We start from the raw sequence: 26,318 nt of genomic DNA on the forward strand, positions 1-26,318 counted from the left end.
GGACCGGCCTTCGCTCCTCCCGGTCCCGGCGCGAGGAGGCTCGCCCCGGCGCGGCCCGTTCAGTGGGCGGGCATCAGCCACGGCTCCTGGGGCAGCACGTGGCCGGTCTCCAGCAGCGACTTGAGGTTGGACAGCACGGCCGGCCAGCCGGAGGACACGTCCGCCCGCGCGCTCTCGTCCGCGAGGTCCTCGTGGGTCACGGTGAGCCGGACGATCTCGGCGTGCTGCCGGATGTCGAAGGTGACCCGGGAGTACTTGTCCTGCTGCCCCTCCTCGTCCGGCGCCGCCCAGGTGGTGACCAGCCGGGTCGGGCGTTCGCTCTCCACGACGGTGCCGACCACGTCGGCGACGCCCGAGCCGTCCGTGCGGACGTGTTCCCAGCGGGAACCGGGCCGCCAGTCCGAGACGTTGCTGTGGCCCCAGTAGGCGGCGGTCAGGTCGGCGTCGGTGAGGGCGTCCCAGACCTTCTCGGGTGTGCTCTCGATGTAGGTGACGTAGACGAATGTGGGCTTGTCGGTCATGGCTTCCTCGGCTCGTCGTTTCACGGCCCCGAGCACGCGCAGCCGCGGGCTCTCGAACTTGTCGATCCACCGCTCCTGGATCTCGTGGAGCGGGACCGGATTGAGGTAGTGCAGCTTCTCCCGCCCCCGCCACACCGTGCTGACCAGGTTGGCGGCCTCCAGCACGCCCAGGTGCTGGGTCACCGACTGACGTGTCATGTCGATGCGCGCGCACAGCTCTCCCAGCGTCTGCCCGTTGTCCTCGTGCAGCCGGTCCAGGAGCCGTCTGCGCGTGTCGTCGGCCAGCGCCTTGAAGACCTTGTCCATCGCGGGGTCGCTCTCTGATCGCACACTCAACGTTATGCAGGCAATCACCTGCATGTCAATCGAGACCCTCTGTCCGTTTTGCGTCAGATGCGTCGATCAGTTGTTACATGCCCGAGGGGAGCCCTTGATGGGCGGTCCGTAGCTTCGAGTGCGTCGGAACGAACCCCCCATCGAAAGGGACGACCCTGTGATGCGCCCTTCCCGCACCCTCCGCACCGCCTTCGTGGCCGCCGGGGCCACCACCGCCCTCGGCGTCTCCACCGCCGGAGCTCTCGCCGCCCCCGTGCACGCCGGCTCGAAGACCCCGTCCGTGGCCCGGCACGCCAAGGCGGAGCGCGTCCACGTGAAGACGGTCGAGCTCGCGGACAAGGTCAGCCGGGCGAAGGTCTACAAGACCGGCGAGGACCGCTACGAGGCGGAGCTCTGGGCCGAGGGAGCCAAGTACGGGACCCTCTACACCCAGGGCCTGGTCACACGGGCCCAGCACAACGGGCTGCACGTCGCGCTGAGCCCGGACGGCCGGGTCTCGTCCTGGGCCGACGGGGCCGAGCCCGCGCCCGCCGAGCGCGTCCTGATCGGCACGTCGACGCTGGCGGACCGGTCCACGACGGCCAGGATCTACCGGCTCGCCCCCGACCACTTCGAGGCCGACGTCCTCGCCGGGGGCAAGCGGCTCGACACGCTCGTCGCCGACGGCCACAACGCCTACGGCGAGAACAACGGGCTGCACGTCGCCCTCCACCCGGACGGGAAGCTGACGTCCTGGCTCGACGAGGACCAGTGAGCCACGCGCCGGGGCGACGACGCGACGCCGGCGGTCCGCCACGCACGCGTGCCCGGTGTCAGAGCAGCAACGCTCCCAGCTCGTAACGGTGTTCAGCGGTCCAGGCATAGGCGTCACGCACCTCGACCAGAGCGCCCCGCTCGCGCAGGCCCACCATGGCCGGCTCACCGCGCTCCGCCCCGGCCTCGATGCCCCGCCGGCAGCGGTCCTGCCACCACAGGATCGCGTCCACGAGCTCCTCGCCGCCGTCGCACGGCCCGTACGCCTCACGGACGAGGGCGATCCGCCGGGCCGCCTCGGCCACGTCGCTGACGCCCGGCCCGAGGTCCAGGTACTGCCAGCACAGGTGCGCGACGTCGTGCACCCGCTCGCCGGGCGCGGCGAGGTCCCAGTCGACGAAGGCGGTCGGCCACCAGGTCCCGTCCTCGACCGTGTAGACCGTGTTCCTCGGGGCGAGGTCGTTGTGGCACACGACGTCCCCCTCGCCGGCGAGCGCGGTTCCGTGGGTCATGTCGTGGACGGCGCGGACGAGTCGGGCCACCCGCACGAGCGCCACGTCCGTGCGCGCCGCGGCCCGCTCCGCGGCGGTGACGGCCGCCCGCCCCGCCAGGTACCCGAACACCTCCCGCCCGTGCTCGTCCGTTCCGATGTAGGGCGGGGCGCCCTCCCACGCCCGGGACTCGAACAGCGTGAGCAACTCCCGTACATAGCCCGACCGTTCGTGCGGCGCCCGCCGCACGGTGCTCCCGACCCGCACGACCTCGTTGACGGCTCCGCCACCGAGCACCTGCTCCACCATGCGCACCTCCACCGATCGGCGATCATCAGCCCACAAAATCATTCGCCGGGCAAGCCCGCACCCGGGCACGCTGCCGGTATGGATCACGCCGAGGTACTGCTGATCGGGGGACGGGCCGGGGTGGGCAAGACCACGGTCGGCTGGGAGGTGTCGGCCCAACTGCGGGCCGCGCGGGTCGGGCACGCGGTGATCGACGGAGACTTCATGGGGGCCGTCCATCCCGCGCCGCCGGGCGACGCGCACCGGGCCGGCATCACGGCGCGGAACCTCGCGGCGGTGTGGGCGAACTACGCCGAGCTCGGCTTCCGGCGTCTCGTCTACACGAACACCGCGAGCGTGCTGGACGCGGCCGCACCCATGTTCCGCCGGGCCATGGGAGACGGCGTTCGGCTCGTACGGGTTCTGCTCACCGCGACCGACGAGACGGCCGAACAGCGGCTGACCGGACGCGAGCTGGGCTCCGAGCTGGAGCACGAGGTGCGCGCCGGCCGGCGCAAGGCCCGGCTCCTGGACGGACACGCCCCCGCGGACGTGCTGCGCGTGGCGACCGACGGCCGCACGGTGATCGACATCGCGGCGGAGGTGGTGGCCGCGACCGGGTGGGGCATCTGCGCGGGGTGACGACCGGTCAGTTCCGGACAGTTCACCGCAGCGGGGCGGACTGCCCTTCTCTCCACGGGGAACTCGCATGACTGCGGGGACAGGAGGAAGAGGGGCGAAATGGAGATCTCGGGCATCATCAGTGCCATCGTGATCGGCATCATCATCGGTGTGCTCGGCCGGCTCGTCGTTCCCGGCCGTCAGCGGATCGGTGTCCTGTGGACGATCCTCGTCGGCATCGTGGCCGCGCTGCTCGGATCGGCACTCGCGGCCGGCCTCGACGTGGGCGACACCGACGGTGTGGACTGGATCGAGTGGCTCATCCAGATCGGCCTCGCGGCACTGGGCGTCGTCGCGCTGGACCGGTCGAAGGCACGCCGCTGACACCGCTCAGAAGAAGGCCGGCGGGCGCCGCGCGGGCGGCAGGGGCTGCATACCACCCGCCTCCGCGGCGCCCGACGCCTCTGCGCCCGAGTTCGCAGCCCACGATTTCGCGGCGCGTGTCTTCGCGGCGCACCATCTCGCGGCGCGTGTCTTCGCGGCGCACGATTTCGCGGCGCACGATTTCGCGACGCAGGCTTCTGCGGCACCCCGCATGAGGCCACCCACGTGGCGGCCCGCCTCAGACCGCCGCCCCGGCGCCCCGCATCGCGGCCAGGCCGTCGCGGACCGTGGGGTGGACCGGCGTCCAGCCGAGTTCGCGTTCGGCCTTCGCCGTGGACACCCGTAGGGTCGTCGACATCATCGTGTGGGCGTACGACATGGGCCGCATCAGCCACAGCGGTACGGTCATCGGCTTCGGCAGCCCGAACTCGTCGGCCACGCACCGGACATGGGCTCCGAATCCCGTCGGTGCCCGGTCGGCGATGTTGTACGCCTGGCCGGGGCGCCCCCGTTCGACGGCGGCGAGCACCGCCCGGGCGGCGTCGCCGAGCTCGATCCAGGGCAGCACCCGGCCGTGGTCGGCGGGGACGGGCAGCTGCCGCTTGCGCAGCTTGGGCAGGAGGGCGTCCGTGCCGCCCGGGCCGTAGAAGAGTCCGAAGCGCAGGGCGATGCCGTCCAACCCCGGCGTTGCGAGGGTGAGTTGTTCCTTCACCCGCATCGCCTCGATGTGCCGTTCCAGTTCGGGGGAACGGCCGGGCGGACCGAAGGGGTCGTCCTCGGTCACCACGTGGCCGCCGTGGTCGCCGTAGCCGTATCCGAAGACCATCGACTCCGCCACGAGACGCCGGGCGCCGGTGGCGACGGCCGCCTCGACGAGGTGGGCGGTCCCGTCGATGCGCAGGGCGTTCGTGGCGTGCATGTCGCGGTGCCGCATGGGCGGCTTGCTCAGCACGGTCGCCGCGTGGATCACCGTGTCGAAGTGACGGCCGTCGACGGCACGCAGCAGGGCGTCCCGGTCCGTCAGATCGGCCCGGATGTCGTTGCGCGTGCCTCGGCCGAGGCCGGTGACCTCGTGTCCCGCCTCGGTCAGTGCGCGGGTGATGTGCCGTCCGAGGACACCACCGGCGCCCGCCAGGAGGATCGTCCGGCCGGTGCTGTCGTCGTCACTGCGGTTCGTCGTCATGCCCTTGCGACGAACCGACCGGTGCCGGATGTGACATCCGGCCGTGAAGGGCCTCGTCGGCGCAGGGGGCGCCCGCGGTCGGTGACGGGGAGTGGTGGCTGATCCCCGCCTCAGCGGCAGGCGGCCCTACGGCGTGTACACGTACGGCGTCGTGGTCGTCAGCGGCTCGAAGCCCAGCCGCTCCAGGATGGGACGGCTGCTGCTCATGGCGTCGACCTGGAGATACCGGTAGCCACGGGCCGCCGCGGCGCGGGCGCGGTGGGCGACCAGCGCGCGGTAGATGCCCCTGCCCCGCCAGCCCTCGACGGTCCCGCCGCCCCACAGTCCGGCGAACCGCGTGCCCGGCACCAGCTCCATCCGGGCCGCGCTGACCGGTGTGTCACCGGCCAGGGCGACGACCGCGACCACGGTGTCCGCGTCGGAGGTGAGCTGGGCCAGCAACTGGTGCCGCAGCCGGGAGCCGTCGGTGCCGAAGGCGGCCTCGTGGACCCGGGCGACGAGGTCGACTCCGGCCCGGTCGGTCACCGGCAGGACGCGGATGCCCTCCGGCGGCTCGGCGTCCATGGTCAGGTCGGCGACCTCGCCGATCATCAGGGTCTCCTCCGGCTGGGAGACGAAGCCGGCCGCGCGAAGCCGCTGCCCGAGGTCCACCGGGAGGTCGTGGCCGTAGAGCTTCCACTCGAACTCGCGGCCGAGCCCGCTGAAGTGGGCGATCTGTGCGGCGATCGCCGCGTCGGCGCCCGCCGCGTCCAGGCCGGACCACACCACGCCGTTCCAGCCGTGCTCGGACGACACCTGGCGGACGACACGGCCCACCCGCTCGATCCTGGCGTCCGGGCCGTCCGGACGCGCGCCTTCGCGCATGTCCCGGTCGAACAGGGCGAGCACCCCGGCATGATCCATGGAGCCACTCCAGCACCGCGCCGCCGCCGCGGCAAGGGGTTTACGGCCCGCCCCGCCCCACGTTCCGGCCGGGCGTGGGCGACCATGGAGGCGCAGGGAGAAGCCGCGCCGCTTGGAGGGCCGAGAGCCATGGTCGTGAAGGACACCGAACTGCCGCATCTGCGCCGCTGCGTCGAGCTCGCGGCCGAGGCGCTGGAGGCCGGGGACGAGCCGTTCGGTTCGGTCCTGGTCGGGGCGGACGGAAAGGTGCTCGCGGAGGACCACAACCGGGTGGCCTCGGGCGACCGCACCCGGCACCCCGAGTTCGAACTGGCCCGCTGGTCGGCCGCCCACATGTCGCCCGAGGAGCGCGCGACCGCGACGGTGTACACCTCCGGCGAGCACTGTCCGATGTGCGCGGCCGCGCACGCGTGGGTGGGCCTGGGACGCATCGTGTACGTCGCCTCGTCCGAACAACTCGGCGCATGGCTGGCGGAGCTGGAGGTGCCCGCCCCGCCCGTCCGGACGCTGTCGGTGCACGAGGTCGCGCCGGGCGTGACCGTGGAGGGCCCGGTGCCCGAGCTGACGGAGGACATCCGCGCCCTGCACGTCCGGTTCCACCGGCACTCGGGCTGACGACAGGCGTCCCGGGCGCCGGCCCTCCGCCGAACTGGCCCCAAGGCCCGCCGGGCGACTCCCGGCACGGAGCCCTCGCCGTATGACCCGGGCGCCTGCGTCCCGGGGTACTCGCCCCGTGCGTCCTCTAGCCGAGTTCCAGCGTGGTCACACCGAAGACGTGCTCCCGGGCGAACGGTCGTACCGGACCCGTGTACATACGGGCCGTCTCGAAGGAGGGCGTGAGGCCGGCCTCCTCGGCGAGGGCGATCCCGGCCGCGTTGGTCTCCGGCACGTCGATGGCGACCTGGCCGCCGGCCGCGTCGGCGATCAGGGCGTCGAACACCGCGCGGGCGGCCTCGGGGGTGTCCGCGAAGAGCGGGCCGATCCGGGGACAGTCCTGGCCGGGGCGGATCACGCCGTAGCCGGTGACACGGTCGCCGGCGCGGCGCACGACGGCGTGGTGTCCGGGCCCGGTGAGCCAGTGCGCGAGGAAGCCGGGCCGGTCGGCGGGCATGCACGTGCCGTCGTACGCGGTGATGTCCTCGATGTCCTCGGGCCGCACCGCCCGTACGTCCGCCGGGGCCCGGCGGGAGGGTGCGGTGCCGGTGTACCGGAACGTGCGATGGGCGAGCTCGAAGCCGGAGCGGCGGTAGTTGTCCTGCTGGGCGACGACCCCGTCGAGGCCCACCGTGCGGTTCTCGGCGTGCGCCAGCGCCGTCTTCCAGGTGGTGAGGCCGAAGCCGTGGCCGCGGACGTCGGGGCGGACCAGGTACCAGCCGAGGAAGGCGTAGTCGGGGCCGTGGTTCACGACGGAGATCGCCGAGACGGGCTCGCCGTCGATCCGGCCGATGAAGAAGCCCTCGGGGTCCTGTGCGAAGAAGGCCGTACTGTCCGAGACTCCCGGGTTCCAGCCCTCGTCGACGGCCCAGCCGCGGACGACCGGCCAGTCCTCGGGGCCCGCCTGCGTGATGACGAGGTCTTCGGGGGCCGGAGAGGCCATGGATGCGCTCCGTTCCGTGGGGGGAGGTGCGCGTGGTGATCACCCGCGCACGGGCATCCTCGCGGATCGGCGGGCCGGGCGTCACGGCATGATCAAGCCGTTGAGACGCTCCCCGAGGGACCCGCCGGACACATGTTCGGGCAACTGTGCGAGGTAAACGGGCCCCGGCTCCCGCTTCCCCACGACAAAGGCCCCACCGCTCGTCTGCCCGGTGGGGCCTGCCGTACCGCGACCCGGTCCGGGTCAGCGCATCGCCCTCGGGCGGAAGCGGCGGTACAGGACGGCCCCGCCCAGGACGAGGGCCGCGGCACCCGCGACGGCGGGAGCGGTGTGGTCCGCCCCGGTGTGCGCGAGCACCGCCTCGGGCGCGTGCGGCACGTGCGCGGGCGGCACCGACCGGGGCGGATGGGCCCGGGGCGGCGTGGCCGGCTTCGGGGTGGGCCGGATGGTGCGCGGGGGGCCGGAGACGTTCTCCGACTCGTTGTCCACCGCCGCGTTGCCGACGCCGACCACGTTCACGCTGTTGCCGGTGACGTTCACGGGGACGTGGACGGGCAGCTCCACGACATTCCCGGACACCACCCCGGGTGAATCCTTTCCGCTTCCCTCGGCCGAGGCTCCGCCGCCCGACGGCGCCTTGGTCTTGTGCGCACCGTCCTCGTTGGTGCACTTGTTGCCTACGGCGGGATTGAGCAGCCCCACCACGTTCACGGTGTTCCCGCACACGTTCACCGGCACGTGCACCGGGACCTGGATGGTGTTGCCGGCGAGCAGCCCCGGCGAGTCGGCCGCGGCTCCGTCCGCCGCGGAGTCGGCGTATGCCGGCACCGTCACAGCCATCGCCCCGGACGCGGCGAAGGCGATCACACCGTTTCGGGTAACCCGTCTCATAGGTTCCCTGCCTTCCAGACTTGGTCACGGGCACTCGCCCGCATCGGATAAAACGCAGACGAACCATTGGAGTTATGGCTTATCGGCCTTTCACCCCATCGAGTGGCACGCTTGTCGAACTAGTGGCAAAAACGCCCGATAGGAACGCAAGGGACGCAGGGTACGGCCGCACGGACGCTCCCGCATCCCGGGAGGCGTGCCTTCCGGGGCCCGCTTATCGTGATCGAGGACGCCGTTTCCCGGTCCGCGACGGGCGTCCTGGAGGCATCCATGCTGGCCAAGCTGTCAACGCGGCCCATGCTGCGACGCTGCACGGTCACCGGCGCGGTCGGTCTCGCCCTGCTCGCCACGGGCCTGTCCGCGGGCACCGACGACTCCGACCCCGACCTGGCCCGCTTCTACGGGCAGAAGGTCACCTGGTCGAAGTGCCCGGGCGAAGGACTGCCCAAGGATCTTCAGTGCGGCAAGGTCACCGTCCCGCTCGACTACGCCCGCCCCCAGAAGGGCACGCTGGATCTGGCGCTCGCCCGCTATCGGGCCACCGGCGACAAGCGCGGCTCGGTCCTGCTGAACTTCGGCGGGCCGGGCGGTCCGGGAATCCCCGAGTTCATGGGCGGCGGCAAGGAGTTCATGGAGCTGACGGACAACTACGACGTCGTGACCTTCGATCCGCGGGGCGTCGGCAGGTCCTCCCCGGTCAGCTGCGGCGACGGCAAGGAGGAGATCGTGCTGCCGGAGGACGGCACCGATCTCAGCCGTGATCCGCAGGCCGTGCTGGGTCAGTTGACGAAGGCGGCCGCCACCTGCACACGGCACTCCGGGCCCGTCCTGCCGTACATAGGCACGGTCAACGCCTCGCGGGACATGGACGTGATGCGCGCGTCCCTCGGCGACGACAAGCTCAACTACCTGGGCTTCTCCTACGGAACGCGGCTGGGCGCGGTGTACGCGGCCCAGTTCCCCGACAAGGTCGGCCGGTTGGTGCTCGACGGTGTGGACACGCTGACCGAGCCGCTGACCGAGCAGGGCGTGGCGGGCGCGCAGGGTCAGCAGAAGGCACTGGACGAGTTCATCAACTGGTGCGTGAAGGACATCGCCTGTCCGTTCGGGCAGGACGCGCGCGAGGCCCGCAAGCAGGTTCCGCGCCTGGTCGAGTCGCTGGACGCGGATCCGGTGCCGTCGGCCTTCGGGGAGCCGTTCACCGGGCAGGACCTGGTCGGCGCCCTGGGGCAGGCTCTCTACAGCGAGGAGTTGTGGCCCTCTCTGGAGCGGGCGCTCGCCGCGCTGGTCGAGGACGGCGACACGCACGCCATCGAGTCCTTCGCGACCGGCGGGGCCGCCGTGCCCCCGAGGCGCGAGGAGACCGACGATCCCGACGGCGGTCTGGTGGACGAGGAGGACGTCCCGCTGGACAACATGCCCGCGGCGCTGATGGCGATCAACTGCGCGGACGACCCGGACCGGCCCACCGGACGGCAGATCGTCGACAACCTCGACCGGCTGCGCGCCGAGTACTACCGCGCGTCGCCCGTCTTCGGTCCGTACCGGCTCAGCGGGGTGCTGATGTGCTACGGGCGCCCGAAGGGCACGGACTTCATCCGAGACGACGTGAAGGACGTGGACACCCCGAAGATGCTCCTCGTGGGCACTCGCGGCGACCCGGCGACGCCGTACCGCTGGACGGTGGAGACGGCGCGGCGGCTGGGTCCGTCGGCCGTGGTCCTCGACAACAAGGGCGGCGGGCACACCGGTTACGCCTCCTCCAAGTGTGTGCACGCCAAGGTCGACTCCTTCCTGCTGTACGGCACGCTGCCGGCGGACGGCAGTTCCTGCGGGGTGGAGGAGGACCGGGACTAGAGTCCGGGCGGGGTGATCGGATTGCCCCTAATGCCCGATCGGTGAATCGGTCCTATCGTGCTGTTATGGAGCACGCACTCAGTCCCACAACCCTCACCGAGCTGCGGCGCCCGCGCCCGTATCCGGCCGTGTCCGTGCTGACGCCGACGCATCGCCGAGAGCCCTATCGGGCCCAGGACCAGGTCCGGCTGCGCAATGTCGTCGCCGAGGCCAAGAAGCAGCTGGAGGCCGATCCCTCGGTCACCCGCGAGCGGCGCACGGACGTCGAGCGCCAGCTCGACCAGGCGCTCGCGGAGGTCGATCTCACCTACGCCGAGGACGGCCTGGTCATCTTCGCCGCGCCGGGCGAACACCAGGTGTGGTCGCTCGCCCGCACGGTGCCCGAGCGCGTGGTGCTCTCGGACACCTTCCTGACCCGCAACCTGGTCTCCGCGCAGGCGGCCGAGCGTCCCTACTGGGTGCTGTCGGTCTCCGCGGACCGCGTCACCCTGTGGAACGGCAGCCTCGACCGCATCACCGAGGCCCGGTTCGGCGGCTTCCCGCTGACGCGGCACGTCGAGAACTTCGACGCCGAACGCCGGGAGCAGATCGGCGACACGCCGAGCACGTTCCGCGACGAGGACACCCGCCACTTCCTCAAGGAAGCCGACTCGGCCGTCGGCGCGATCCTGCGGCGTGATCCGCGGCCGCTGTACGTCACGGGCGAGCAGGCGGCACTGTCCCTGCTGTCCGAGATCGGCGGCAGCACGAAGATCGCGGTGCACATCCCGCACGGCGGGCTCGCGCACGGCACGCACGACGCGGTGTGGCAGGCGATCCGGCCACGGATCACCGCCGAGGCCCGCGAGAGTGCGGGCGCCGTCCTGCGCGAGCTCGAAACCGCGCAGGGCCGCAAGGCGTTCGCGGCCGGCGTCGACGAGGTCTGGCGCAGCGCCCGCGAGGGCCGGGTGCGCCTGCTGGCCGTCGAGGAGAACTACCGGGTGACGGTGCGCGGCGAGGGCGGCGACCACCTGATCCCGGCCGTGAGCGGCGAGCTCGACGCCCGGGAGGACGTCGTGGACGAGATCGTCGAGCAGTGCCTGGAGACCGGCGCCGAGGTCCGCTTCGTACCGGACGGCACCCTCAGCGAGGCCGCCGGGATCGCCGGGGTGCTGCGCTTCTGACGCGGACGCGCCGAGGAGGCCGGCAGCAGCTCACCGGCCTCCTCGCGGGGCACCTCACCGTTCGCCTCACACCTCGTCGAAGAGCGCGCTCAGACCGCGCTCCACGACCGCCTCCAGGTCCTCCTCGCCGGGCGCGACCACCGCGTAGGTCCGCAGCAGGAAGCGGTGCAGGGAACCGGTGTCGAACTGGAGCAGCGCCATGCCGTACGGCGAGTGCAGTTCGACGACCGTCCGCTCCTCGCCGCACGGCCAGATGTGCACGTCACCGTCCCCCGCGGGACCGCGCAGGCCCGCCTCCAGCAGACCGCGCGCGAAGGTCCAGGTGGCGCCCCGGCCGTCGAGGGAGACCCGGCCCGGGAAGTCGATGTACACCGCCAGCGGGTCCGTGGAGGCGTACCGCAGTGTGGCGGGCACAGGGACCTCGCGCTCCTCGCCCGTGATGAGGCGGGCGCTGGCGGGCTGCTCGAGGGCGATGTCCATGGGCGGTCTCCCCTACGGTCGGCGGTCGGACGGTTTTGCCGCTGTGCTTTTACGACTCCGCAGGGGTCCCTCGCAGTACACCCCAGGGTCCATCAATTTTGTGAGCTGCGTCACTCCCGAGGCAGGGAGCCGCCTGTCGCACGGGGAGCCTCACTCCACCCCTGGAACACACGACCGTCGAACATGCGACTGAGGGCCGTACGATCGTCCGGACAGGCCATCAAAACCCGTACGCCACCTACGACTTGGACCCTTCGCGACGTACGCCGATAGCACCACACCAGCCCTCCGAGAAGACTCTGGCATATGCCAGACGCACCACCGAATCGGGTGTTGCCAAATCCCTTACAGCCCGTCGCGGGCTGTGCCACAGTCGTAACGGTCCCTCCGTCAGCCTTGGTCGTACCGTCCCCGCATCGGAGTGCGTCATGCCACCCCATCTCTCTGCGGACCGCCCCGCCGCCCAGCCGCCAGGGCGCGGCTCGGTCGATGCGCTGATATCGCAGGCGCGGCGGCTCAAGGGTGACGTCGACGCCGTGCGGCGGGACACGCCGAGCGACGGATCGGACCCGCAGGACCGGTGGCAGCGGGCCCTGTACGACCTCGCCCTGCACCAACTCGAAGACCTCGACGAGCACTTGGGGCAACTGCGCGACGGACCGCCCGCCGCTCCCCAGGGCACGCCCGCCCCGCCCCGCGCCGACTCGCTGCTCAGCCGGGTCGGCAGCGCGGAGTGGAACCTGCTGACGGACGAGGCCAGTTGGTCGGGCGAGCTCTACCAGATCCTGGGCCGCGACCCCGAGAGCGCGCCGCTCACCCTCGACGAGCTGCCCTCCGTCGTCCTCGACGAGGACCGGCGCAGGCTCACGGCGATGGTCACCGACTGCCTGGTCGACGCCAAGCCCATCGACGGGGAGTTCCGGATCTTACGGCCGGACGGCGAGTCCCGGACCGTGCACATGATGGGCGAGCCCGTGCTCGACTCCGACGGCAGCACCTCCTCGATGTGGGCCGTGCTGCGGGACGTCAGTGAACTGCGCCGAAACCAACGCGCCGTGAGCGAGACCCGTGACTCACTGCGGCGCCACCGGGCGCACACCGAGCACCGGCTGGCGGTCGAGTTGCAGGAGGCCGTGCTGCCGCCGTGGCGTGGCTCCCTGCGGCTCCCGCACCAGGGCCCCGAGACCCTGGACCTCGCGGCCCGATGCCTGCGGTCCTCGACGAGCGCGATGATCGGCGGCAACTGGTACGACGCGCTCGAACTGACCGACGGCGAGACCCTGTTGAGCGTCGGCGACCTCACCGGCCACGGGGTGGCCGTGGCCTCCGGCATGGCGGCCCTCTTGGGCGCCGTACGCGGCATGGCGATGGCCGGCACCCAGCCGGGACAGCTGATGTCCTGGCTCAACCAACTGCTCGACGCCACCGTCCAACCCGCCCTCGGCAGCGCCGTCTGCTGCCGCTACCGCCCCGACACCCGCACCCTCACCTGGGCGCAGGCCGGACACCCCGCCCCGTTGCTGTTCCGCGACGGGACGGGGCGCAGGCTGAACGCGCCGGACGGTGTCCTGCTGGGCGCCACCTCCGGTGCCGTCTACGCGCAGGCCGAGGAGACGCTCCAGGTGGGCGACCTTCTGCTGCTGCACACCGACGGACTGGTGCCGGGGCACAGCGCGGCCGACTCCGTGAACCTCCTCCTCGACCTGGGCCCCCGCCTGGGTACGGCGGACACGGCACAGGACTGCGTACGGCTGGTCGTCGACGAGTTCGGTGAGAGTGAGCGCGAGGACGACGCCTGCGTGCTCGTGGCCAGGGTGACGTACTAGAAGGTGACGTACTGGAAGCTGACGTTCTGGTAGGTGGCGCTCCGCAGGGTGCTGTCCCGGAGCCTTGGCGTCGCGGTCGGCCGCACAGTCCCCCTATGACTGTGCGCTGTCATGCCCGTGCGCTGTCGCCGCCCGGCCTCTTCGCCTTGGGCAGCGCCGACCGGATCTCCTCCCGCAGTTCGTTGATCCTCGGGTAGCTGGAGTACTCGGCGGTGAGCCGGTACATCTGACGCAGCCGGTCCCAGGTGCGGCCGGACGAGTTCGATCCCATCGACATCAGGGCCAGCCGTGCGTAGCGGTCGGCCTGTTCGGGGTCGTCCGCGATGAAGCAGGCGGACGCCATGGACAGATGGTCGAAGATCTTCGAACGCTCCCGGCCGTCGACGCGCAGGGCCAGGGCCTTCTCCGCGAAGTGCTGGGCGTGTACGGCCGCGCCCGGCTCGTACTCGGCCAGCGTGCGGTAGGCCAGGGCCTGCATGCCGTACAGATCCTCGTCCTTGAAGGTCTGCATCCAGCTCGGCGGCGGCACGTCGCTCCGGTCGGAGACGAAGAGGTCCTCCGCCCGGCCGAGGGTGCGGCGCATGGCCTGGCCCTTGCCCATCGACGCCTGCGCCCAGGCCTCGATCGTGTGGAACATGGCCCGGGTGCGCGGCAACACCTCTTCACCGGAGCCGGACTGGGCGAGTTTCATGAGGTCGAGTGCGTCGTCGGGCCGGCCGAGGTGCACCATCTGGCGAGCCGCTCGCGAGAGCGCCTCCCCGGCGCGGGGCCGGTCGCCGCCCTCCCGGGCCGCATGGGCGGCGATGACGAAGTACTTCTGTGCCGTGGGCTCGAGGCCGACGTCGTGCGACATCCAGCCCGCGAGTACGGCGAGGTTGGCCGCGACGCCCCACAGGCGCCGCTGGAGATGTTCGGGGTGTCGGTAGGCGAGCATGCCGCCCACCTCGTTGAGCTGGCCCACGACTGCCTTGCGTTGCAGCCCGCCGCCGCGGGCCGCGTCCCAGGCCCGGAACACCTCCACCGAGCGCTCCAGTTCCTCGATCTCCTGCGACCCGATGGGGGCGGCCTCATAGCGGTCGAACCCGGCGGGGTCGGCGTGCAGGGGGTCGTCGAACTGGGGGGCGTCGGCCTTGAGGGCCGGGTCGGAGTGCAGCCAGTCGTGCATGGCGCTGCTGAGTGCGGATCCCGCGGCGAGCGCGGCACCCGCGCCCACCAAGCCGCGTCGGTTGAGCATGAGGTCCATTCCCGTGAATTCGGTGAGGACCGCGGCGGTCCGTTCGGGCGCCCACGGCACACCGTCGGGATGCTCCACATTCCCGGCGTCCTGCCGTTTCCCCGTACGCCCGTGCCGGACCAGACCGAGGTCCTCGATGGTCACGACACGGCCGAGACGCTCGGTGAACAGAGCTGCCAGCACCCGCGGCACCGGATCGCGCGGGATCTCTCCCATGTCGATCCACCGCCGCACCCGCGAGGTGTCGGTCGACAGCTGGGGGTGGCCCATGGCCGCCGCCTGCCGGTTGACCAGCCTCGCGAGTTCGCCCTTGGACCAGCCGGCCAGGCCGAACAGGTCCGCCAGGCGGGTGTTGGGTTCTCCGCTCACGTCAAGCCCCCAGGTTCTCGGCTGAGTTGACAGTAGCCCGGTGAGAGTTGCCTCGGGACTATTCGCCAGGGTTCGCCAGGGTGCGCCAGATGGTGTGCCACTGGGCAACGGGTGTCAGGTAGGAACGCGCCACCCCGACCCGGTCGCCTTTTGAACAACGGGCCGCACTCCCCAGGGTGCACCCGCGGGGCCGGGCCGGGTAGCGCAATGACGTCGCAGGCACACGAAGGGATCTGTTTCGCCCATGTACGCAGCATCGTCCTCCGTGTCCGCCCCGCCCCGGTCGCTGCGTGCCCGCCCGGCGGGTGGCGGCCCCTACCTCGCCCCGGCGCGGCCGGCGGCGGCCCCCGTGCTCGGCGCGGGCCGGCCACTGCGCGCCGCGGGGCTCGGCACACAACCGCTCAGCGGGAGACTCGACTTGTCCGGCCCCCAGGGCGCCCAGTTGCGTACGGCGATCGCGTCGGTGCACCGGATCTGCCCGGAGTTCGCGCCGGTCCAGGTGCTGCGCCGCAGCGGGCGGTCCGTACTCCTGGTCGGCACGACCGGGCGCAGCACGGCCGTCGCCAAGTGTTTACTGGACCACTCGCCGGCGTGGGCCGAGCGGATCCGGCACGAGATAGCGGCATACCGCTCGTTCGTCCGGCACCGCCCCCCGGTGCGTGTGCCGAGACTGATCGCGGCGGATCCGGACAACTGCACGCTCGTGATCGAGCGGATGCCGGGCCGGGTGGCGGCACTGCAACGGCACCCCGTGGAGGTGCCGCCGCGTGCGGACATCAGGACGGCACTCGGCGCGATCTGCCGGCTCAACGCCTGGCGGCCGCCGGCGGGCACGTTCGACGCCCCGCTGGACTACGCGGCCCGGATCTCCCGGTACCACGAGCTGGGCCTGCTCACCGACCGGGACATGGGTGATCTCCAGAAGCTGCTGCACGGCATCGCGGCCACCGCGGGCCGGCAGGGCATGGGCCAGTTCTGCCACGGCGACGCGTTGCTGTCGAACATCCTGCTCTCACCGGCCGGTCCAGTGCTGGTGGACTGGGAGCACGCGGGCTGGTATCTGCCGGGCTACGACCTGGCGACGCTGTGGGCGGTGCTCGGGGACGCACCGGTGGCCCGGCGGCAGATCAGCCAGATCGCGCAGTCGGCGGGTCCGGCTTCCCGGGACGCGTTCCTGGTGAACCTGATGCTCGTGCTGACCCGCGAGATCCGTACCTATGAGACGGCCGTGCAGCGTTCGATGCACGACACGACCCCGGCGGCATCGGGAGTGGCCCACCCGGGTGCTGCGCCGTCCGGCGAGGAACAGCGGCTGCTGCTGCGGCGGCTGCACGACGACTGCCAGCTGGCCCGGCGGGCCGTACGTGCGGCGGTCGGCACTCGCTGACGGGGACGGTGGTCCGCGGTGCGCTCTGGAGACAGGCGTACCGCGGACTTTCGTGTGTGCGGCCCATGGAGATCCGGGCGGCCCCTCGACACGCCTGTACACAGCCATTGGGGTACGCCACTGACGCCCCGCAGGCCAGGAGGCCGACGGCACGAAACTCCCGGGAATCCCGCTTGACAAGGGAATTCATGCAGCTCTTGGCATGATTGACGGATCGTCGGACAGCCGGTACCACAGACCCACGCCCGGCCCCGTACGGCCCGTCGCGCCCGACCGTCCCAGGAGGCTGCATTGCGTGCATCCGTCACCGCCCTGGCCGCTGCGACACTGCTGTTCCCCTTGATCGGCGCGGCCCCCTCCGACGACTCCCGCGGCTCGGAGCACGGCCTGCAGTCGGCCTTCACCTCCGCCGCCGCCCGGTATCACGTGCCGCAGAGCGTCCTGCTCGGCGTCTCCTATCTGCAGTCCCGCTGGGACGCGCACGCCGGGGCCCCCAGCGTGACCGGCGGATACGGCCCGATGCACCTCACCGACGCCCGCACCGCGCTCGCCGACTCTCCGTCGCACCACGGTGACGGGTCGGAGGACGCGCGCGGTGACAGCGCCCGCAAGGCCCTGCTCCCGAAGGCGAAGCTGCCGAAGAGCTCGGAGATCCCGGCCCGGCTCAGGACGCTGCCGAAGGCGGCCGAGCTGACCGGGCTGAGCAAGGAGCGGCTGCGTACGGACCCTGCCGCCAACGTGGCCGGGGGCGCCGCGCTGCTCGCGGCCGCGCAGAAGGAGCTCGGCGAACCGCTGAGCTCGGATCCGGCGGACTGGTACGCGGCGGTGGCGCGCTTCTCCGGTGCCGACGACACGGCGACGGCCGCGGCGTACGCGAACGACGTCTACGCGGTGCTGCGCACCGGTCAGGAGCGTGAGACGGACGCGGGCCAGCTGGTGGCGGTGGCCGCGCAGCCGGGCCTGTCCCCCGACACCGGGCAGCTGCGGCGGGCGGGACTGCGCACCCTCAAGGCCGAGGAGACCGAGTGCCCGCCCACGGTGTCCTGCGAGTGGGTCCCGGCGCCGTACGAGCAGTTCGGGGACGGTGACTACGGCAACCACGACGTGGGCGGTCGTCCGGCGGCCCAGGACATCGACTACATCGTCGTCCACGACACGGAGGGCGCCTGGGAGGGTGTCCTCACCATGGTGCAGGACCCCACCTATGTGTCGTGGCAATACACCCTGCGCTCCACGGACGGCCACATCGCCCAGCATGTGAAGGCAAAGGATGTGGCCTGGCACGCGGGCAACTGGTACGTCAACGCGAAGTCGATCGGGCTGGAGCACGAGGGATTCCTGGCCCGGCCGGACGCCTGGTACACGGAGGCGATGTACCGGTCCTCGGCCCGTCTGGTGGCGTACCTGGCGAAGCAGTACGACATCCCGCTGGACCGGCAGCACATCCTCGGCCACGACACCGTTCCGGGCCCGACCGCGGCGAACGTCAGGGGCATGCACACCGACCCGGGCCCGTACTGGGACTGGCGGCACTACTTCGAGCTGCTCGGCCGGCCCATCGAGCCCAGCGCCGGCCCGGACGGCGGACTGGTGACGATCCGCCCCGACTACGCGACCAACCGGCCCGAGTACACGGGCTGTGTGACCGCCGGTCAGCGCTGCGCGGACCACGGTTCGAGCGCGGTGCGGCTGTACTCCGGCCCCGGTGAGACGTATCCCCTGATCAAGGACATCGGGCTGGGCTCGGAGCCGACCAAGGGTGTCAACGACCTGGCCTCGCGGGTCTCGACCGGACAGCAGTACGCGGTCGCCGGCCAGGACGGCGACTGGACGGCGATCTGGTACCTGGGGCAGAAGGCGTGGTTCAGGAACACGAAGGAGAGCCCGGCCGCGGTGCACGCGTCGGGTGAGGTGGTGACACCGAAGGCGGGCCTGACGAGCGTCCCGGTGTACGGGCGCGCCTACCCCGAGTCCTCGGCGTATCCGGCGGACGTGCCCGCGCAGTCGGTGTCGCCACTGCCGTACACCTTGCCGGCCGGCCAGCGGTACGCGGTGGGCGGCAAGGTGCCGGGCGAGTACTTCTACGCGGTGGACTTCGACCAGTCGTCGCACCGGGTCGTGGTCGGCAAGGATCTGTACTACGAGATCCAGTACGGTCACCGGGTGGCGTTCGTGCGGGCGGCGGACGTGGACGTCGTGGCGTCGGGTTCCTAGCGGACCGGTCTCATGGAGGGGTCAGTCCTTCCGCTGCCAGGTGTACCGCTGTCCGGCCACCGCTTTGAAGGAGTGCTGTCCTGTCTCGAACAGGTCGCTGCGGACGGTGAGTTCGCGGGTTCGTGACGCGTCGAGGGTGATGCCGGTCGCCCGGCCGTCCGTCCACGCGATGTCGAGGGTGGCGCCGCCGCGGGCCCGCAGGCCGCGCACCGAGCCGGTCGGCCAGGTGACGGGCAGGGCGGGGAGCACGTCGATGATGTCGTGCTGGCTCTGGAGGAGCATCTCGACGACACCGGAAGTGGCACCGAAGTTGCCGTCGATCTGGAACGGCGGGTGGGTGTCCCAGAGGTTGGGCAGCGTCGAGGACTTCAGCTGTTCGGCGAGCATCGTGTGGGCGTGGTCGCCGTCGCGCAGCCGCGCCCAGAAGTTGATCTTCCAGGCCTTGGACCATCCGGTGCCGCCGTCCCCGCGCGCGGTCAGGGAGACCTCGGCGGCCCGCGCCCACCGGCTGCCGGGTTCGATCTGCCGTCCGGGATGCAGGGCGAACAGGTGCGAGACGTGCCGGTGGGTTTCGGCGGGGTCGTCCAAGTCCGTCTTCCACTCCTGGAGTTGACCCCAGGATCCGATCCGCAGGCCGGGGTCGAGCCGGTTCAGCGCGTCCTCGACACGGCGTCGGAAGCCGGGCGTGTCACCCAGGGTGCGGGCGGCTTCCAGGGTGCTGGTGAACAGGTCGTGGACGATCTGCTGCGACATGGCCGCGCCCGCAGTGAAGTCGCCGTGCTCGGGCGAGTAGCTGGGGGTGACGACGAGGGTTCCGTCGCGCGGGTCGGTGCGCAGGTTGTCGAGCCAGAACTCCGTCGCCTCCTTCATCACCGGGTAGGCGGTGGTGCGCAGGTAGTCGGTGGAGCCGCCGAACCTGTAGTGCTCGTACATCTGCTGGGTGAGCCAGGCCGCCGCCTCGGGGAACCAGAACGAGGTCGCCCAGTCGTGCACGCCGGTGAACCCGTACGGGTTGGTCTCGTTGTGCACGACCCAGCCGCGGGAGCCGAACATCTCCTGTGCGCTGCGGCGCCCGGGGGCGCGCAGGGCCTCGACGATGCGGTCGTAGGGCGCCGTCGTCTCGGCGAGGTTCGCGGCCTCGGCGGGCCAGTAGTTCATCTGGAGGTTGATGTTGACGTGGTAGTCGGCCGACCACGGGGGCGTGGTGCTGTTGTTCCAGACGCCCTGGAGGTTGGCGGGCAGGGAGCCGGGGCGTGAGGAGGCGATGAGCAGGTAGCGGCCGTACTGGAAGTAGAGGGCTTCCAGGGCGCGGTCCGTCGCGCTCGTGCCGCCGGTGTACGAGGACAGCAGCCGGTCCGTGGGGATGTCGGCGGGGAGCGACTGGCCGATGTCGAGGCCGACGCGGCCGAAGAGGGACCGGTGGTCACGGACGTGCCGGTCGAGCAGGCTCTCGTAGTCCCGGCCCGCGCTCCGGACGGCTCGGCTGACGGCGGCGTGCGGGTCCGGGCCACGGTAGTCGGGGTAGGTGTCGGCGTAGTCCGTGCCGGCGGCCAGGACGAACCAGGCACTGTCGGCGCCGGTCACGGTGAGGGTGGCGTCGGCCCCGGAGGTCACGGTGCCGCCCCGCGTCCGTACCCGGACCTGCGCCTCGAAGCGCAGCCCGTTGTCCGCGAGGGCTCCCCGCACGGTGAGGGTGCCGTCGGTGGCGGTGGCGGTGAAGTCGGCGCGGGGCGAGGTGTGGCGCAGGGTGAAGGTGACGGCCCCGGGGCGGTCGGCGCTGAGCCGTCCCACGATCACGCCGTCCGGGAAGGAGGCGAAGAACTCCCTTCGGTGATGCACGCCTTGGTGGGTGTAGGCGACCGAGGCGACCGCGTTGTCGAGGTCGAGGGCCCGGCGGTAGTCCGGCGGGAGTGTGCTCGGCGCGTCGGGCAGGTCGAGGTGGAGGTCGCCGAAGGTCTGGTGGGCGCCGTAGCCGAGCCGCGGCTGGCCGAGGCGGTCGGCGACGGACTCGGGGTCGAGGGTGGTCCCGGTGTCGAGGTCGTCCTGGACGGCGGTGATCGCGCCGGGCCGGGGCGCGCGCCAGTTGCCGTGGTCGTAGCCCTGGGCGGAGCCGGGGCCGCCGGTCCAGAGGGTCTTCTCGTTGAACTGGAGATGTTCGGAGGCGAGGGTGCCGAACACCATGGCACCGAGTGCTCCGTTGCCGATGGGTAACGCCTCGCGCTCCCAGTCGGAGGCCGGGGCGGCGTACCGGAGCACGGACGGCGCGTGCGACACATCGGAGGAATCGGTGGCAGCAGCCTCCCCGGCCCCTGCTCCCAGAGCGAGCCCTCCGGCTCCTCCGACCGCTGCCACTGCCTTCAGAGTCGTTCTTCGGGTGATCCCTTGCGGCTCATATGACATGACCCCTGACGCTAGAGATCCGATGACTCAGCGGCAAGGGTCATGACAAAGTCAAGCAGGCGCCGGTCCGGCCGGGGAGGGTGAGGAGACGATTCAGCCCTGCTGGAAGAGCTCCGCGGGCAGCGGCTTGAGCAGGGCGTACAGGTCGTCGGTGATGGGGCGGTCCCAGGCGGCGATGGTGACCAGGACGTTGTCGCTGCGGTCGAACTGCACGCAGGAGATCCGGCTCTCGGAGAGCTTCAGACGGCGCACGATCAGAAGGTTGTCGCCCTGCATCACCGGTACGTCTTCGCTGCCGACGACGGAGACCTCCTCGTCGTTCTCCAGCGCCAGCAGCAGCTGCGCGACCTCGAAGGGGATCTCGCCCTGCTCCACCTCGCGGGCCGGGGAGCCCTCGGGCAGATTGCCGATGATCATCGCCGGGCCGCGGCCGCCGAAGAGGTCGTAGCGCAGGAAGACGCCCTGGCAGCTGCCGTCGGGGGCGGGCAGCAGCCCGGCACCCAGGTTGCCGGGCCAGTCGCCCGGGTCCATGGCCAGTACGTCGAAGTCGGGCCCGGCGGGCGTGGCGCTGCGGCGGCGGAGGAACGACATGTCGCCATGGTACGTGGCCGAACCCGTTCCATGACGTGAGGGCAGCCGTTCGACGGGTGCTCTCCGGTCCCTCGACCAGGGGTCCCTGGTTCGCTCGGGAGTTGGCCCCCGCGCCTGTCCCTACGCCTCCATCTGCACGGGCGGCACCACCGCCACCGGGGCGGCGGCATGGAGCAGGACCGCCTGGGTCACCGAGCCCATCATGCGGGCGGGCGCCAGGAGGCGTCGCCGGTGCCGGCCCACCACCACGAGGGTCGCGTCCCTGGAGGCCGCGACGAGGGTTCCGGCCGCGTCACCCGGGGCCACGTAGGACTCGGCGCGGACGTCGGGGTGGCGTTCACGGTGGGGCGCGAGGAGACCGTCGGCCAGGACGCGGGTCTCGGCCTCGATGGCTTCCTGGTCGGCCAGTGGCGCCACGACCTGGGCGGTGGCCGCGGTCCACACGTGCAGCGGCCAGGCGTACGCGGCGACGGCCTGGAGCCGGGCTCCGCGTCGGGCGGCCTCGGCGAAGGCGAAGGACAGGGTGGCCTCGTCCGGGCTGTCGACCTGGAGTCCGACCACGACCCGGGGACCCGGTTCGATCGGCAGCGTGTCGTCGTCGACCTCGCGGCCCGGCTTCGGTACGACGACCACCGGGCACTCGGCGTCCCGCGCGGCGGCCACGCCGCTGGAGCCGAGCAGCAGGCTGGCGAAACCGCCGCGGCCCCGGCTGCCCAGGACCAGCAGCTGGGCGGTCGAACCCAGTTCGGGCAGGACCGTCCCGGCCGCTCCGGCCAGGGCCGAGTACTCCACGGCGGGCTGCTCGACGCGCCCTTCCAGATACCGGCGGACCGCGTCGAGCACCGGGTCGTTCGCGGACTCCGGCTGCCCGGGTGGCGTGATCTCCGGCCCCGCCCAGGCCGCGTACTGCTGCACGTGGACCACCCGCAGCGGCGCCTCGCGCAGCAGGGCGGTCTCGAAGGCCCAGTCCAGCGCGACCAGGCTGTCGTCCGAACCGTCGACCGCCGCGATGACCGGCAGGGTGCTCATGGGTTCCTCACCTCCGGGGTACGGCCTTCCCGACCCCGGGGCCAGCCTCGCTCAGGCGTGGGCCCCGGAAGGGCTCTCAAGGTCGCGTGTCCGGAAAAACGGCGGGAACACCCCCGGATCGGCCCGAGGGCGGCCGGCGCGCGGGGCCACCGCCCGCCGGCTCAGCTCGCGCGGTCCGCCCGCGAGGTTCGCGGGGTCCCCCATGAGGTCGTACTCGCCCTCGCGCCCGTCAGGTCAGGTCGAACTCGCCCTCGCGCGCGCCCGACACGAACGCGCCCCATTCGGCAGGGGTGAAGATCAGGGAAGGGCTTTCGGGGCGGTCGCTGTTGCGCATCGCGATGAACCCCTCGACGAAGGCGATCTGGACATCCCCCCGACCACGGCTGCTCGAGTGCCAGTCGGCGTTGCTGAGGTCCAGCTCCGGCTTGTCCCAGCCCGTGAGCGGCGGCTGCTGGATGGTGGTGCTCTCGGCCACGTCCGTGCTCCTCCCGATTCGCGTCGTCCGCGGGCCAGCCTAGCGATCGGTCCCGGGTGCCAACAGGCCACGTGAGGGGGACCTTTGCCAAGGTTTCTCCACCGACGTCCGGGACCCGGCTCACGCGTCCGGCGGCTCGGCGCCCACCAGCCACATCGCGAAGAACTGCGACCCGCCGCCGTAGGCGTGCCCGAGCGCCTTGCGAGCCCCTTCCACCTGGTGTTCCCCGGCCTGGCCCCGCACCTGCAGGGCCGCCTCCGCGAACCGGATCATGCCGGAGGCCCCGATCGGGTTGGTCGACAGGACGCCGCCCGACATGTTGACGGGCAGATCGCCGTCCAGCTCGGTCACCCCGGCCTCGGTGAGTTTCCAGCCCTCGCCCTCGGCGGCGAATCCGAGGTTCTCCAGCCACATCGGCTCGTACCAGGAGAACGGCACGTACATCTCGACGGCGTCGATGTCACGGCGCGGGTCGGCGATACCCGCCTGCCGGTACACGTCGGCCGCGCAGTCCTTGCCGGCCTGCGGCGACACGGCGTCCTTGCCGGCGAAGAGGGTGGGCTCGCTGCGCATGGCGCCGCCGAGCATCCAGGCGGGCGGGCGCGGCGCACGGGCCGCGCCGGCCCGGTCGGTGAGGACCATCGCGCAGGCCCCGTCCGAGGACGGGCAGGTCTCCGAGTAGCGGATGGGGTCCCACAGCATGGGCGAGGCCTGGACCTTCTCCAGGGTGATGTCGTGCTCGTGCAGATGGGCGTACGGGTTCTTCAGCGCGTTGCGCCGGTCCTTGTAGGCGACCAGCGAACCGATCGTGTCGGGCGCGCCGCTGCGCCGCATGTACGCGCGCACGTGCGGGGCGAAGAACCCGCCGGCGCCGGCCAGCAGGGGCTGCTGGAAGGGGATCGGCAGGGACAGTCCCCACATGGCGTTGGACTCGGACTGCTTCTCGAAGGCGAGCGTCAGCACGGTGCCGTGGACGCGGGCCGCGACCAGGTTGGCGGCGACGAGCGCGGTGGATCCGCCGACCGAGCCGGCGGTGTGCACCCGGAGCATGGGCTTGCCGACCGCGCCGAGCGCGTCGGCGAGATACAGCTCCGGCATCATGACGCCCTCGAAGAAGTCGGGCGCCTTGCCGATGACGACGGCGTCGATGTCCGCCCAGTCCAGCCCGGCGTCGTCGAGTGCGCTGCGGGCCGCCTCCCGGACGAGTCCCGCGATCGACACGTCCCGGCGTGCGGCGACGTGCTTGGTCTGTCCGATGCCGATGACGGCCACGGGCTCCTTGCTCATCGCGGATCCCCTTCGAGTACGGCGACCAGGTTCTGTTGCAGACAGGGGCCGGACGTGGCGTGCGCGAGCGCCCGGTCGGACTCGCCCCGGTGGATGCCGGCGGCGGCCTCGCCGATGCGGATGAGCCCGGCGGCCATGACGGGGTTGGCGGCGAGCGCCCCGCCGGACGGGTTGACACGCACGCCGTCGTCGAGCCTCAGCGCCTTGCGCAGGACGACCTCCTGCGCGGTGAAGGGCGCGTGCAACTCGGCGGTGTCCACGGGTCGTTCGAACGCTCCGGCCTTCTCGGCGGCCAGGCGGGTGGAGGGCGAGTCGGTGAGGTCGCGCACGCCCAGGCCGTGGGCCTCGATGCGGTGGTCCAGACCGCGGATCCAGGCGGGCCGTTCGCACAGGTCGCGGGCCCGCTCCCCCGCCGCGAGGATCACGGCGGCGGCTCCGTCGCCGATGGGCGGGCAGTCGCCGGTACGCAGCGGTCGTACGAGGTAGTCGCCGTGCGGCACCGAACCGCTCAGCTGCGCATGGGAGTTGGCGGTGGCGTCCGCCCGGCTGCGGGCGGCGACGGCGGCGAGTGCGGGCTCGTCGGTGTCACCGGCGTCGATGAGGGCCTGGGCCTGGAGGGCGGCGAGCGCGACGGAGTCGGGCCAGAGCGGGGCGACGTAGTACGGGTCGAGCTGGCGGGTGAGGACGTCGCGCAGCGGGCCCGGTGAGGACTTGCCGTAGGAGTAGACGAGCGCGGTGTCGGCGTCCCCGGTCAGGAGCTTGGTCCACGCCTCGTACAGCGCCCAGGCTCCGTCCATCTCGACGTGCGACTCGGAGATCGGCGGCCAGGCGCCCACGCCGTCGAGGGCGAGGGTGAAGGAGAACGCGCGGCCGGCGAGGTAGTCGCTGGAGCCGGAGCAGGTGAAGCCGATGTCGGCGGTCTTCAGGCCGGTCTGCGCCAGCACCTCGTGCAGGACGGGCATGAGCATCTCCACCTCGGAGAGCTCCTCGCTGGTGCGCCGGTGGTCGGTCTGCGCGAAGGCGACGACGGCGATCTCGCGGTTCACAGCAGCTCCCTGTAGGTGTCGTAGTCCGCGTCGGGCTCGCCCGTGGGCCGGTAGTGATCGGGGAAGCGGGAGTCCGCCGTCCACACGGGTTCGACCCGCAGGCCCATGCGTACCTGGTCGTAGGGGATGCCGCCGATCCGGGCGTGCAGGGCGAGACCGGCGCCGTCGAGGGCGATGTGGGCGTAGACGTACGGCACTTCGATGTCGAGGTTCTTCGCCTTGATGTTGACGATGCAGAACGTGGTGACCGTGCCGTGGGGACCTACTTCGACCTGTTCCGATGTGGCGAGGCCACATGTGGGGCACGCACCCCTCGGCGGCACGTACACCTTGCGGCAGGACGGGCAGCGTTCGCCGACGTTGCGGTGTTCGGCCAGGGCGCCGAGGTAGGCGGACTGGGCACGGCCGGGCGAGTAGGTGTAGTCGAGCCGGGCCCGAGCGACGATGCCGGTGATCGGGTCCGCGAACTCGCCGGTGTGGACGGCGGGTTCGGCCGCGCCCCGGACGTCCTCGGCGCTGTCGTCGTACGGCTCGAAGCAGGCGATGTCGGTGATGGCGCCGGTGCGTTCCGCGGCCCAGCGGACACGGACCCGCATACCGGTGTGGACCGCGTCGGGGCCGGAGGCGTCGAGGGCGTGCAGGAGCGCGGTGTCGGCGCCGTCGAGGCGGACCAGGACCCAGGCGAAGGGCGTGTCCAGGGGCTGGTCGCGGCGGGGGGCGTGGTTCCAGGCCCAGGTGGTGACGGTGCCCGTGGGGGCGACCTCGACGAGGTCGCGGAGCTCCTCGGCGGTGACGGGGTCGTACTCGACGGGTGGGACGAGCGTGCGTCCGTCGCCGGTGCGCACGCCGAGCACGACGCGTTCGCGCAGCCCGGTGAGGAAGGCGCTCTGGACGGGGCCGACGGAACGGGTGAACGGGAACTCGACGACGAGGGGGGCTTTGAGGACTTCGGGCATCGGGACTACCTCCTTGGGAGGCCGGCGGTGAAGGCG

At 71.9% G+C, this 26,318-nt stretch carries 24 protein-coding genes; 9 read left to right on the top strand and 15 right to left on the bottom strand.

The window, feature by feature from the left end:
* Positions 1 to 59: 59 nt before the first annotated feature.
* Positions 60 to 827: an ArsR/SmtB family transcription factor gene (locus ACGFW6_RS09885; protein ID WP_393506991.1), complete on the bottom strand. Its 768-nt coding sequence runs from the start codon at positions 825 to 827 to the stop codon at positions 60 to 62.
* Between the two features lie 190 nt (positions 828 to 1,017).
* On the opposite strand from ACGFW6_RS09885, the gene ACGFW6_RS09890 reads away from it, so the two are divergent.
* Positions 1,018 to 1,611 (top strand): hypothetical protein, encoded by a 594-nt coding sequence (locus ACGFW6_RS09890; protein ID WP_393506535.1) that lies wholly within the window; start codon positions 1,018 to 1,020, stop codon positions 1,609 to 1,611.
* Positions 1,612 to 1,669: 58 nt separating this feature from the next.
* Here the strand turns inward: ACGFW6_RS09890 and ACGFW6_RS09895 are convergent, their stop codons facing one another.
* Positions 1,670 to 2,410: a phosphotransferase family protein gene (locus ACGFW6_RS09895; RefSeq protein ID WP_393506537.1), complete on the bottom strand. Its 741-nt coding sequence runs from the start codon at positions 2,408 to 2,410 to the stop codon at positions 1,670 to 1,672.
* A gap of 78 nt (positions 2,411 to 2,488) precedes the next feature.
* Here ACGFW6_RS09895 and ACGFW6_RS09900 point away from each other — a divergent pair, with 78 nt between their 5' ends.
* Together ACGFW6_RS09900 and ACGFW6_RS09905 are read left to right on the top strand one after the other, a co-directional pair.
* Entirely contained in the window at positions 2,489 to 3,031 is a 543-nt protein-coding gene (locus ACGFW6_RS09900) for an AAA family ATPase (RefSeq protein WP_393506539.1), read from the top strand.
* A 99-nt stretch (positions 3,032 to 3,130) separates the two neighbouring features.
* Positions 3,131 to 3,394, top strand: a complete 264-nt coding sequence (locus ACGFW6_RS09905; protein ID WP_393506540.1) for a GlsB/YeaQ/YmgE family stress response membrane protein — start codon at positions 3,131 to 3,133, stop codon at positions 3,392 to 3,394.
* Positions 3,395 to 3,632: 238 nt separating this feature from the next.
* Here ACGFW6_RS09905 and ACGFW6_RS09910 read toward each other — a convergent pair whose 3' ends face one another.
* A complete protein-coding gene (locus ACGFW6_RS09910; RefSeq protein ID WP_393506542.1) occupies positions 3,633 to 4,577 on the bottom strand; it encodes an NAD-dependent epimerase/dehydratase family protein in 945 nt (314 codons plus the stop codon).
* Positions 4,578 to 4,703: 126 nt separating this feature from the next.
* Positions 4,704 to 5,480, bottom strand: a complete 777-nt coding sequence (locus tag ACGFW6_RS09915) for a GNAT family N-acetyltransferase (protein WP_393506544.1) — start codon at positions 5,478 to 5,480, stop codon at positions 4,704 to 4,706.
* A gap of 129 nt (positions 5,481 to 5,609) precedes the next feature.
* Between ACGFW6_RS09915 and ACGFW6_RS09920 the strand changes: the two genes are divergently transcribed.
* The gene (locus tag ACGFW6_RS09920) at positions 5,610 to 6,095 is read left to right on the top strand and encodes a nucleoside deaminase (RefSeq protein WP_393506546.1); all 486 of its coding nucleotides are present in this window, start codon (positions 5,610 to 5,612) and stop codon (positions 6,093 to 6,095) included.
* 127 nt (positions 6,096 to 6,222) lie between these two features.
* On the opposite strand, the gene ACGFW6_RS09925 is transcribed toward ACGFW6_RS09920, so the two are convergent.
* Positions 6,223 to 7,077 (bottom strand): GNAT family N-acetyltransferase, encoded by an 855-nt coding sequence (locus ACGFW6_RS09925; RefSeq protein ID WP_393506548.1) that lies wholly within the window; start codon positions 7,075 to 7,077, stop codon positions 6,223 to 6,225.
* 243 nt (positions 7,078 to 7,320) lie between these two features.
* Complete coding sequence (locus tag ACGFW6_RS09930; RefSeq protein ID WP_393506550.1) at positions 7,321 to 7,968, bottom strand: chaplin; 648 nt, start codon at positions 7,966 to 7,968, stop codon at positions 7,321 to 7,323.
* A gap of 270 nt (positions 7,969 to 8,238) precedes the next feature.
* Here ACGFW6_RS09930 and ACGFW6_RS09935 point away from each other — a divergent pair, with 270 nt between their 5' ends.
* Both ACGFW6_RS09935 and ACGFW6_RS09940 read left to right on the top strand, forming a co-directional pair.
* Positions 8,239 to 9,825: an alpha/beta hydrolase gene (locus tag ACGFW6_RS09935; protein WP_393506552.1), complete on the top strand. Its 1,587-nt coding sequence runs from the start codon at positions 8,239 to 8,241 to the stop codon at positions 9,823 to 9,825.
* Positions 9,826 to 9,890: 65 nt separating this feature from the next.
* Positions 9,891 to 10,988, top strand: a complete 1,098-nt coding sequence (locus tag ACGFW6_RS09940) for a chemotaxis protein (RefSeq protein ID WP_393506554.1) — start codon at positions 9,891 to 9,893, stop codon at positions 10,986 to 10,988.
* 66 nt (positions 10,989 to 11,054) lie between these two features.
* Here ACGFW6_RS09940 and ACGFW6_RS09945 read toward each other — a convergent pair whose 3' ends face one another.
* On the bottom strand, positions 11,055 to 11,468 hold the full coding sequence (locus tag ACGFW6_RS09945; protein WP_393506556.1) for an SsgA family sporulation/cell division regulator: 414 nt from the start codon (positions 11,466 to 11,468) through the stop codon (positions 11,055 to 11,057).
* Positions 11,469 to 11,896: 428 nt separating this feature from the next.
* On the opposite strand from ACGFW6_RS09945, the gene ACGFW6_RS09950 reads away from it, so the two are divergent.
* Complete coding sequence (locus ACGFW6_RS09950; RefSeq protein WP_393506558.1) at positions 11,897 to 13,294, top strand: PP2C family protein-serine/threonine phosphatase; 1,398 nt, start codon at positions 11,897 to 11,899, stop codon at positions 13,292 to 13,294.
* 109 nt (positions 13,295 to 13,403) lie between these two features.
* On the opposite strand, the gene ACGFW6_RS09955 is transcribed toward ACGFW6_RS09950, so the two are convergent.
* Positions 13,404 to 14,897, bottom strand: a complete 1,494-nt coding sequence (locus ACGFW6_RS09955) for a hypothetical protein (protein WP_393506560.1) — start codon at positions 14,895 to 14,897, stop codon at positions 13,404 to 13,406.
* Between the two features lie 244 nt (positions 14,898 to 15,141).
* Between ACGFW6_RS09955 and ACGFW6_RS09960 the strand changes: the two genes are divergently transcribed.
* A complete protein-coding gene (locus ACGFW6_RS09960; protein WP_393506562.1) occupies positions 15,142 to 16,284 on the top strand; it encodes an aminoglycoside phosphotransferase family protein in 1,143 nt (380 codons plus the stop codon).
* A gap of 291 nt (positions 16,285 to 16,575) precedes the next feature.
* Positions 16,576 to 18,498 carry an N-acetylmuramoyl-L-alanine amidase gene (locus ACGFW6_RS09965; RefSeq protein WP_393506564.1) on the top strand — a complete coding sequence of 641 codons (1,923 nt, stop codon included), beginning with the start codon at positions 16,576 to 16,578 and terminating at the stop codon, positions 18,496 to 18,498.
* Between the two features lie 21 nt (positions 18,499 to 18,519).
* On the opposite strand, the gene ACGFW6_RS09970 is transcribed toward ACGFW6_RS09965, so the two are convergent.
* The 7 genes from ACGFW6_RS09970 to ACGFW6_RS10000 form a co-directional block, all read right to left on the bottom strand.
* Positions 18,520 to 20,754 carry a glycoside hydrolase N-terminal domain-containing protein gene (locus ACGFW6_RS09970; RefSeq protein ID WP_393506566.1) on the bottom strand — a complete coding sequence of 745 codons (2,235 nt, stop codon included), beginning with the start codon at positions 20,752 to 20,754 and terminating at the stop codon, positions 18,520 to 18,522.
* Between the two features lie 237 nt (positions 20,755 to 20,991).
* The gene (locus ACGFW6_RS09975; protein ID WP_393506568.1) at positions 20,992 to 21,489 is read right to left on the bottom strand and encodes a hypothetical protein; all 498 of its coding nucleotides are present in this window, start codon (positions 21,487 to 21,489) and stop codon (positions 20,992 to 20,994) included.
* 120 nt (positions 21,490 to 21,609) lie between these two features.
* Positions 21,610 to 22,518: a universal stress protein gene (locus ACGFW6_RS09980; protein WP_393506569.1), complete on the bottom strand. Its 909-nt coding sequence runs from the start codon at positions 22,516 to 22,518 to the stop codon at positions 21,610 to 21,612.
* A gap of 229 nt (positions 22,519 to 22,747) precedes the next feature.
* The gene (locus tag ACGFW6_RS09985; RefSeq protein ID WP_393506571.1) at positions 22,748 to 22,993 is read right to left on the bottom strand and encodes a DUF397 domain-containing protein; all 246 of its coding nucleotides are present in this window, start codon (positions 22,991 to 22,993) and stop codon (positions 22,748 to 22,750) included.
* A 120-nt stretch (positions 22,994 to 23,113) separates the two neighbouring features.
* Positions 23,114 to 24,280 (bottom strand): thiolase domain-containing protein, encoded by a 1,167-nt coding sequence (locus ACGFW6_RS09990; RefSeq protein WP_393506573.1) that lies wholly within the window; start codon positions 24,278 to 24,280, stop codon positions 23,114 to 23,116.
* Positions 24,277 to 25,326, bottom strand: a complete 1,050-nt coding sequence (locus ACGFW6_RS09995) for a thiolase domain-containing protein (RefSeq protein ID WP_393506575.1) — start codon at positions 25,324 to 25,326, stop codon at positions 24,277 to 24,279. Before ACGFW6_RS09995 ends, ACGFW6_RS09990 begins: the two co-directional genes overlap by 4 nt.
* Positions 25,323 to 26,282, bottom strand: coding sequence for a Zn-ribbon domain-containing OB-fold protein (locus ACGFW6_RS10000; protein ID WP_393506577.1), 960 nt, complete (start codon positions 26,280 to 26,282; stop codon positions 25,323 to 25,325). The genes ACGFW6_RS09995 and ACGFW6_RS10000 overlap by 4 nt, the downstream gene beginning before the upstream one ends.
* Between the last annotated feature and the right edge of the window lie 36 nt (positions 26,283 to 26,318).

This window comes from Streptomyces sp. Y7 (genome assembly GCF_043195415.1).
In the GTDB taxonomy this organism is placed as follows: domain Bacteria; phylum Actinomycetota; class Actinomycetes; order Streptomycetales; family Streptomycetaceae; genus Streptomyces.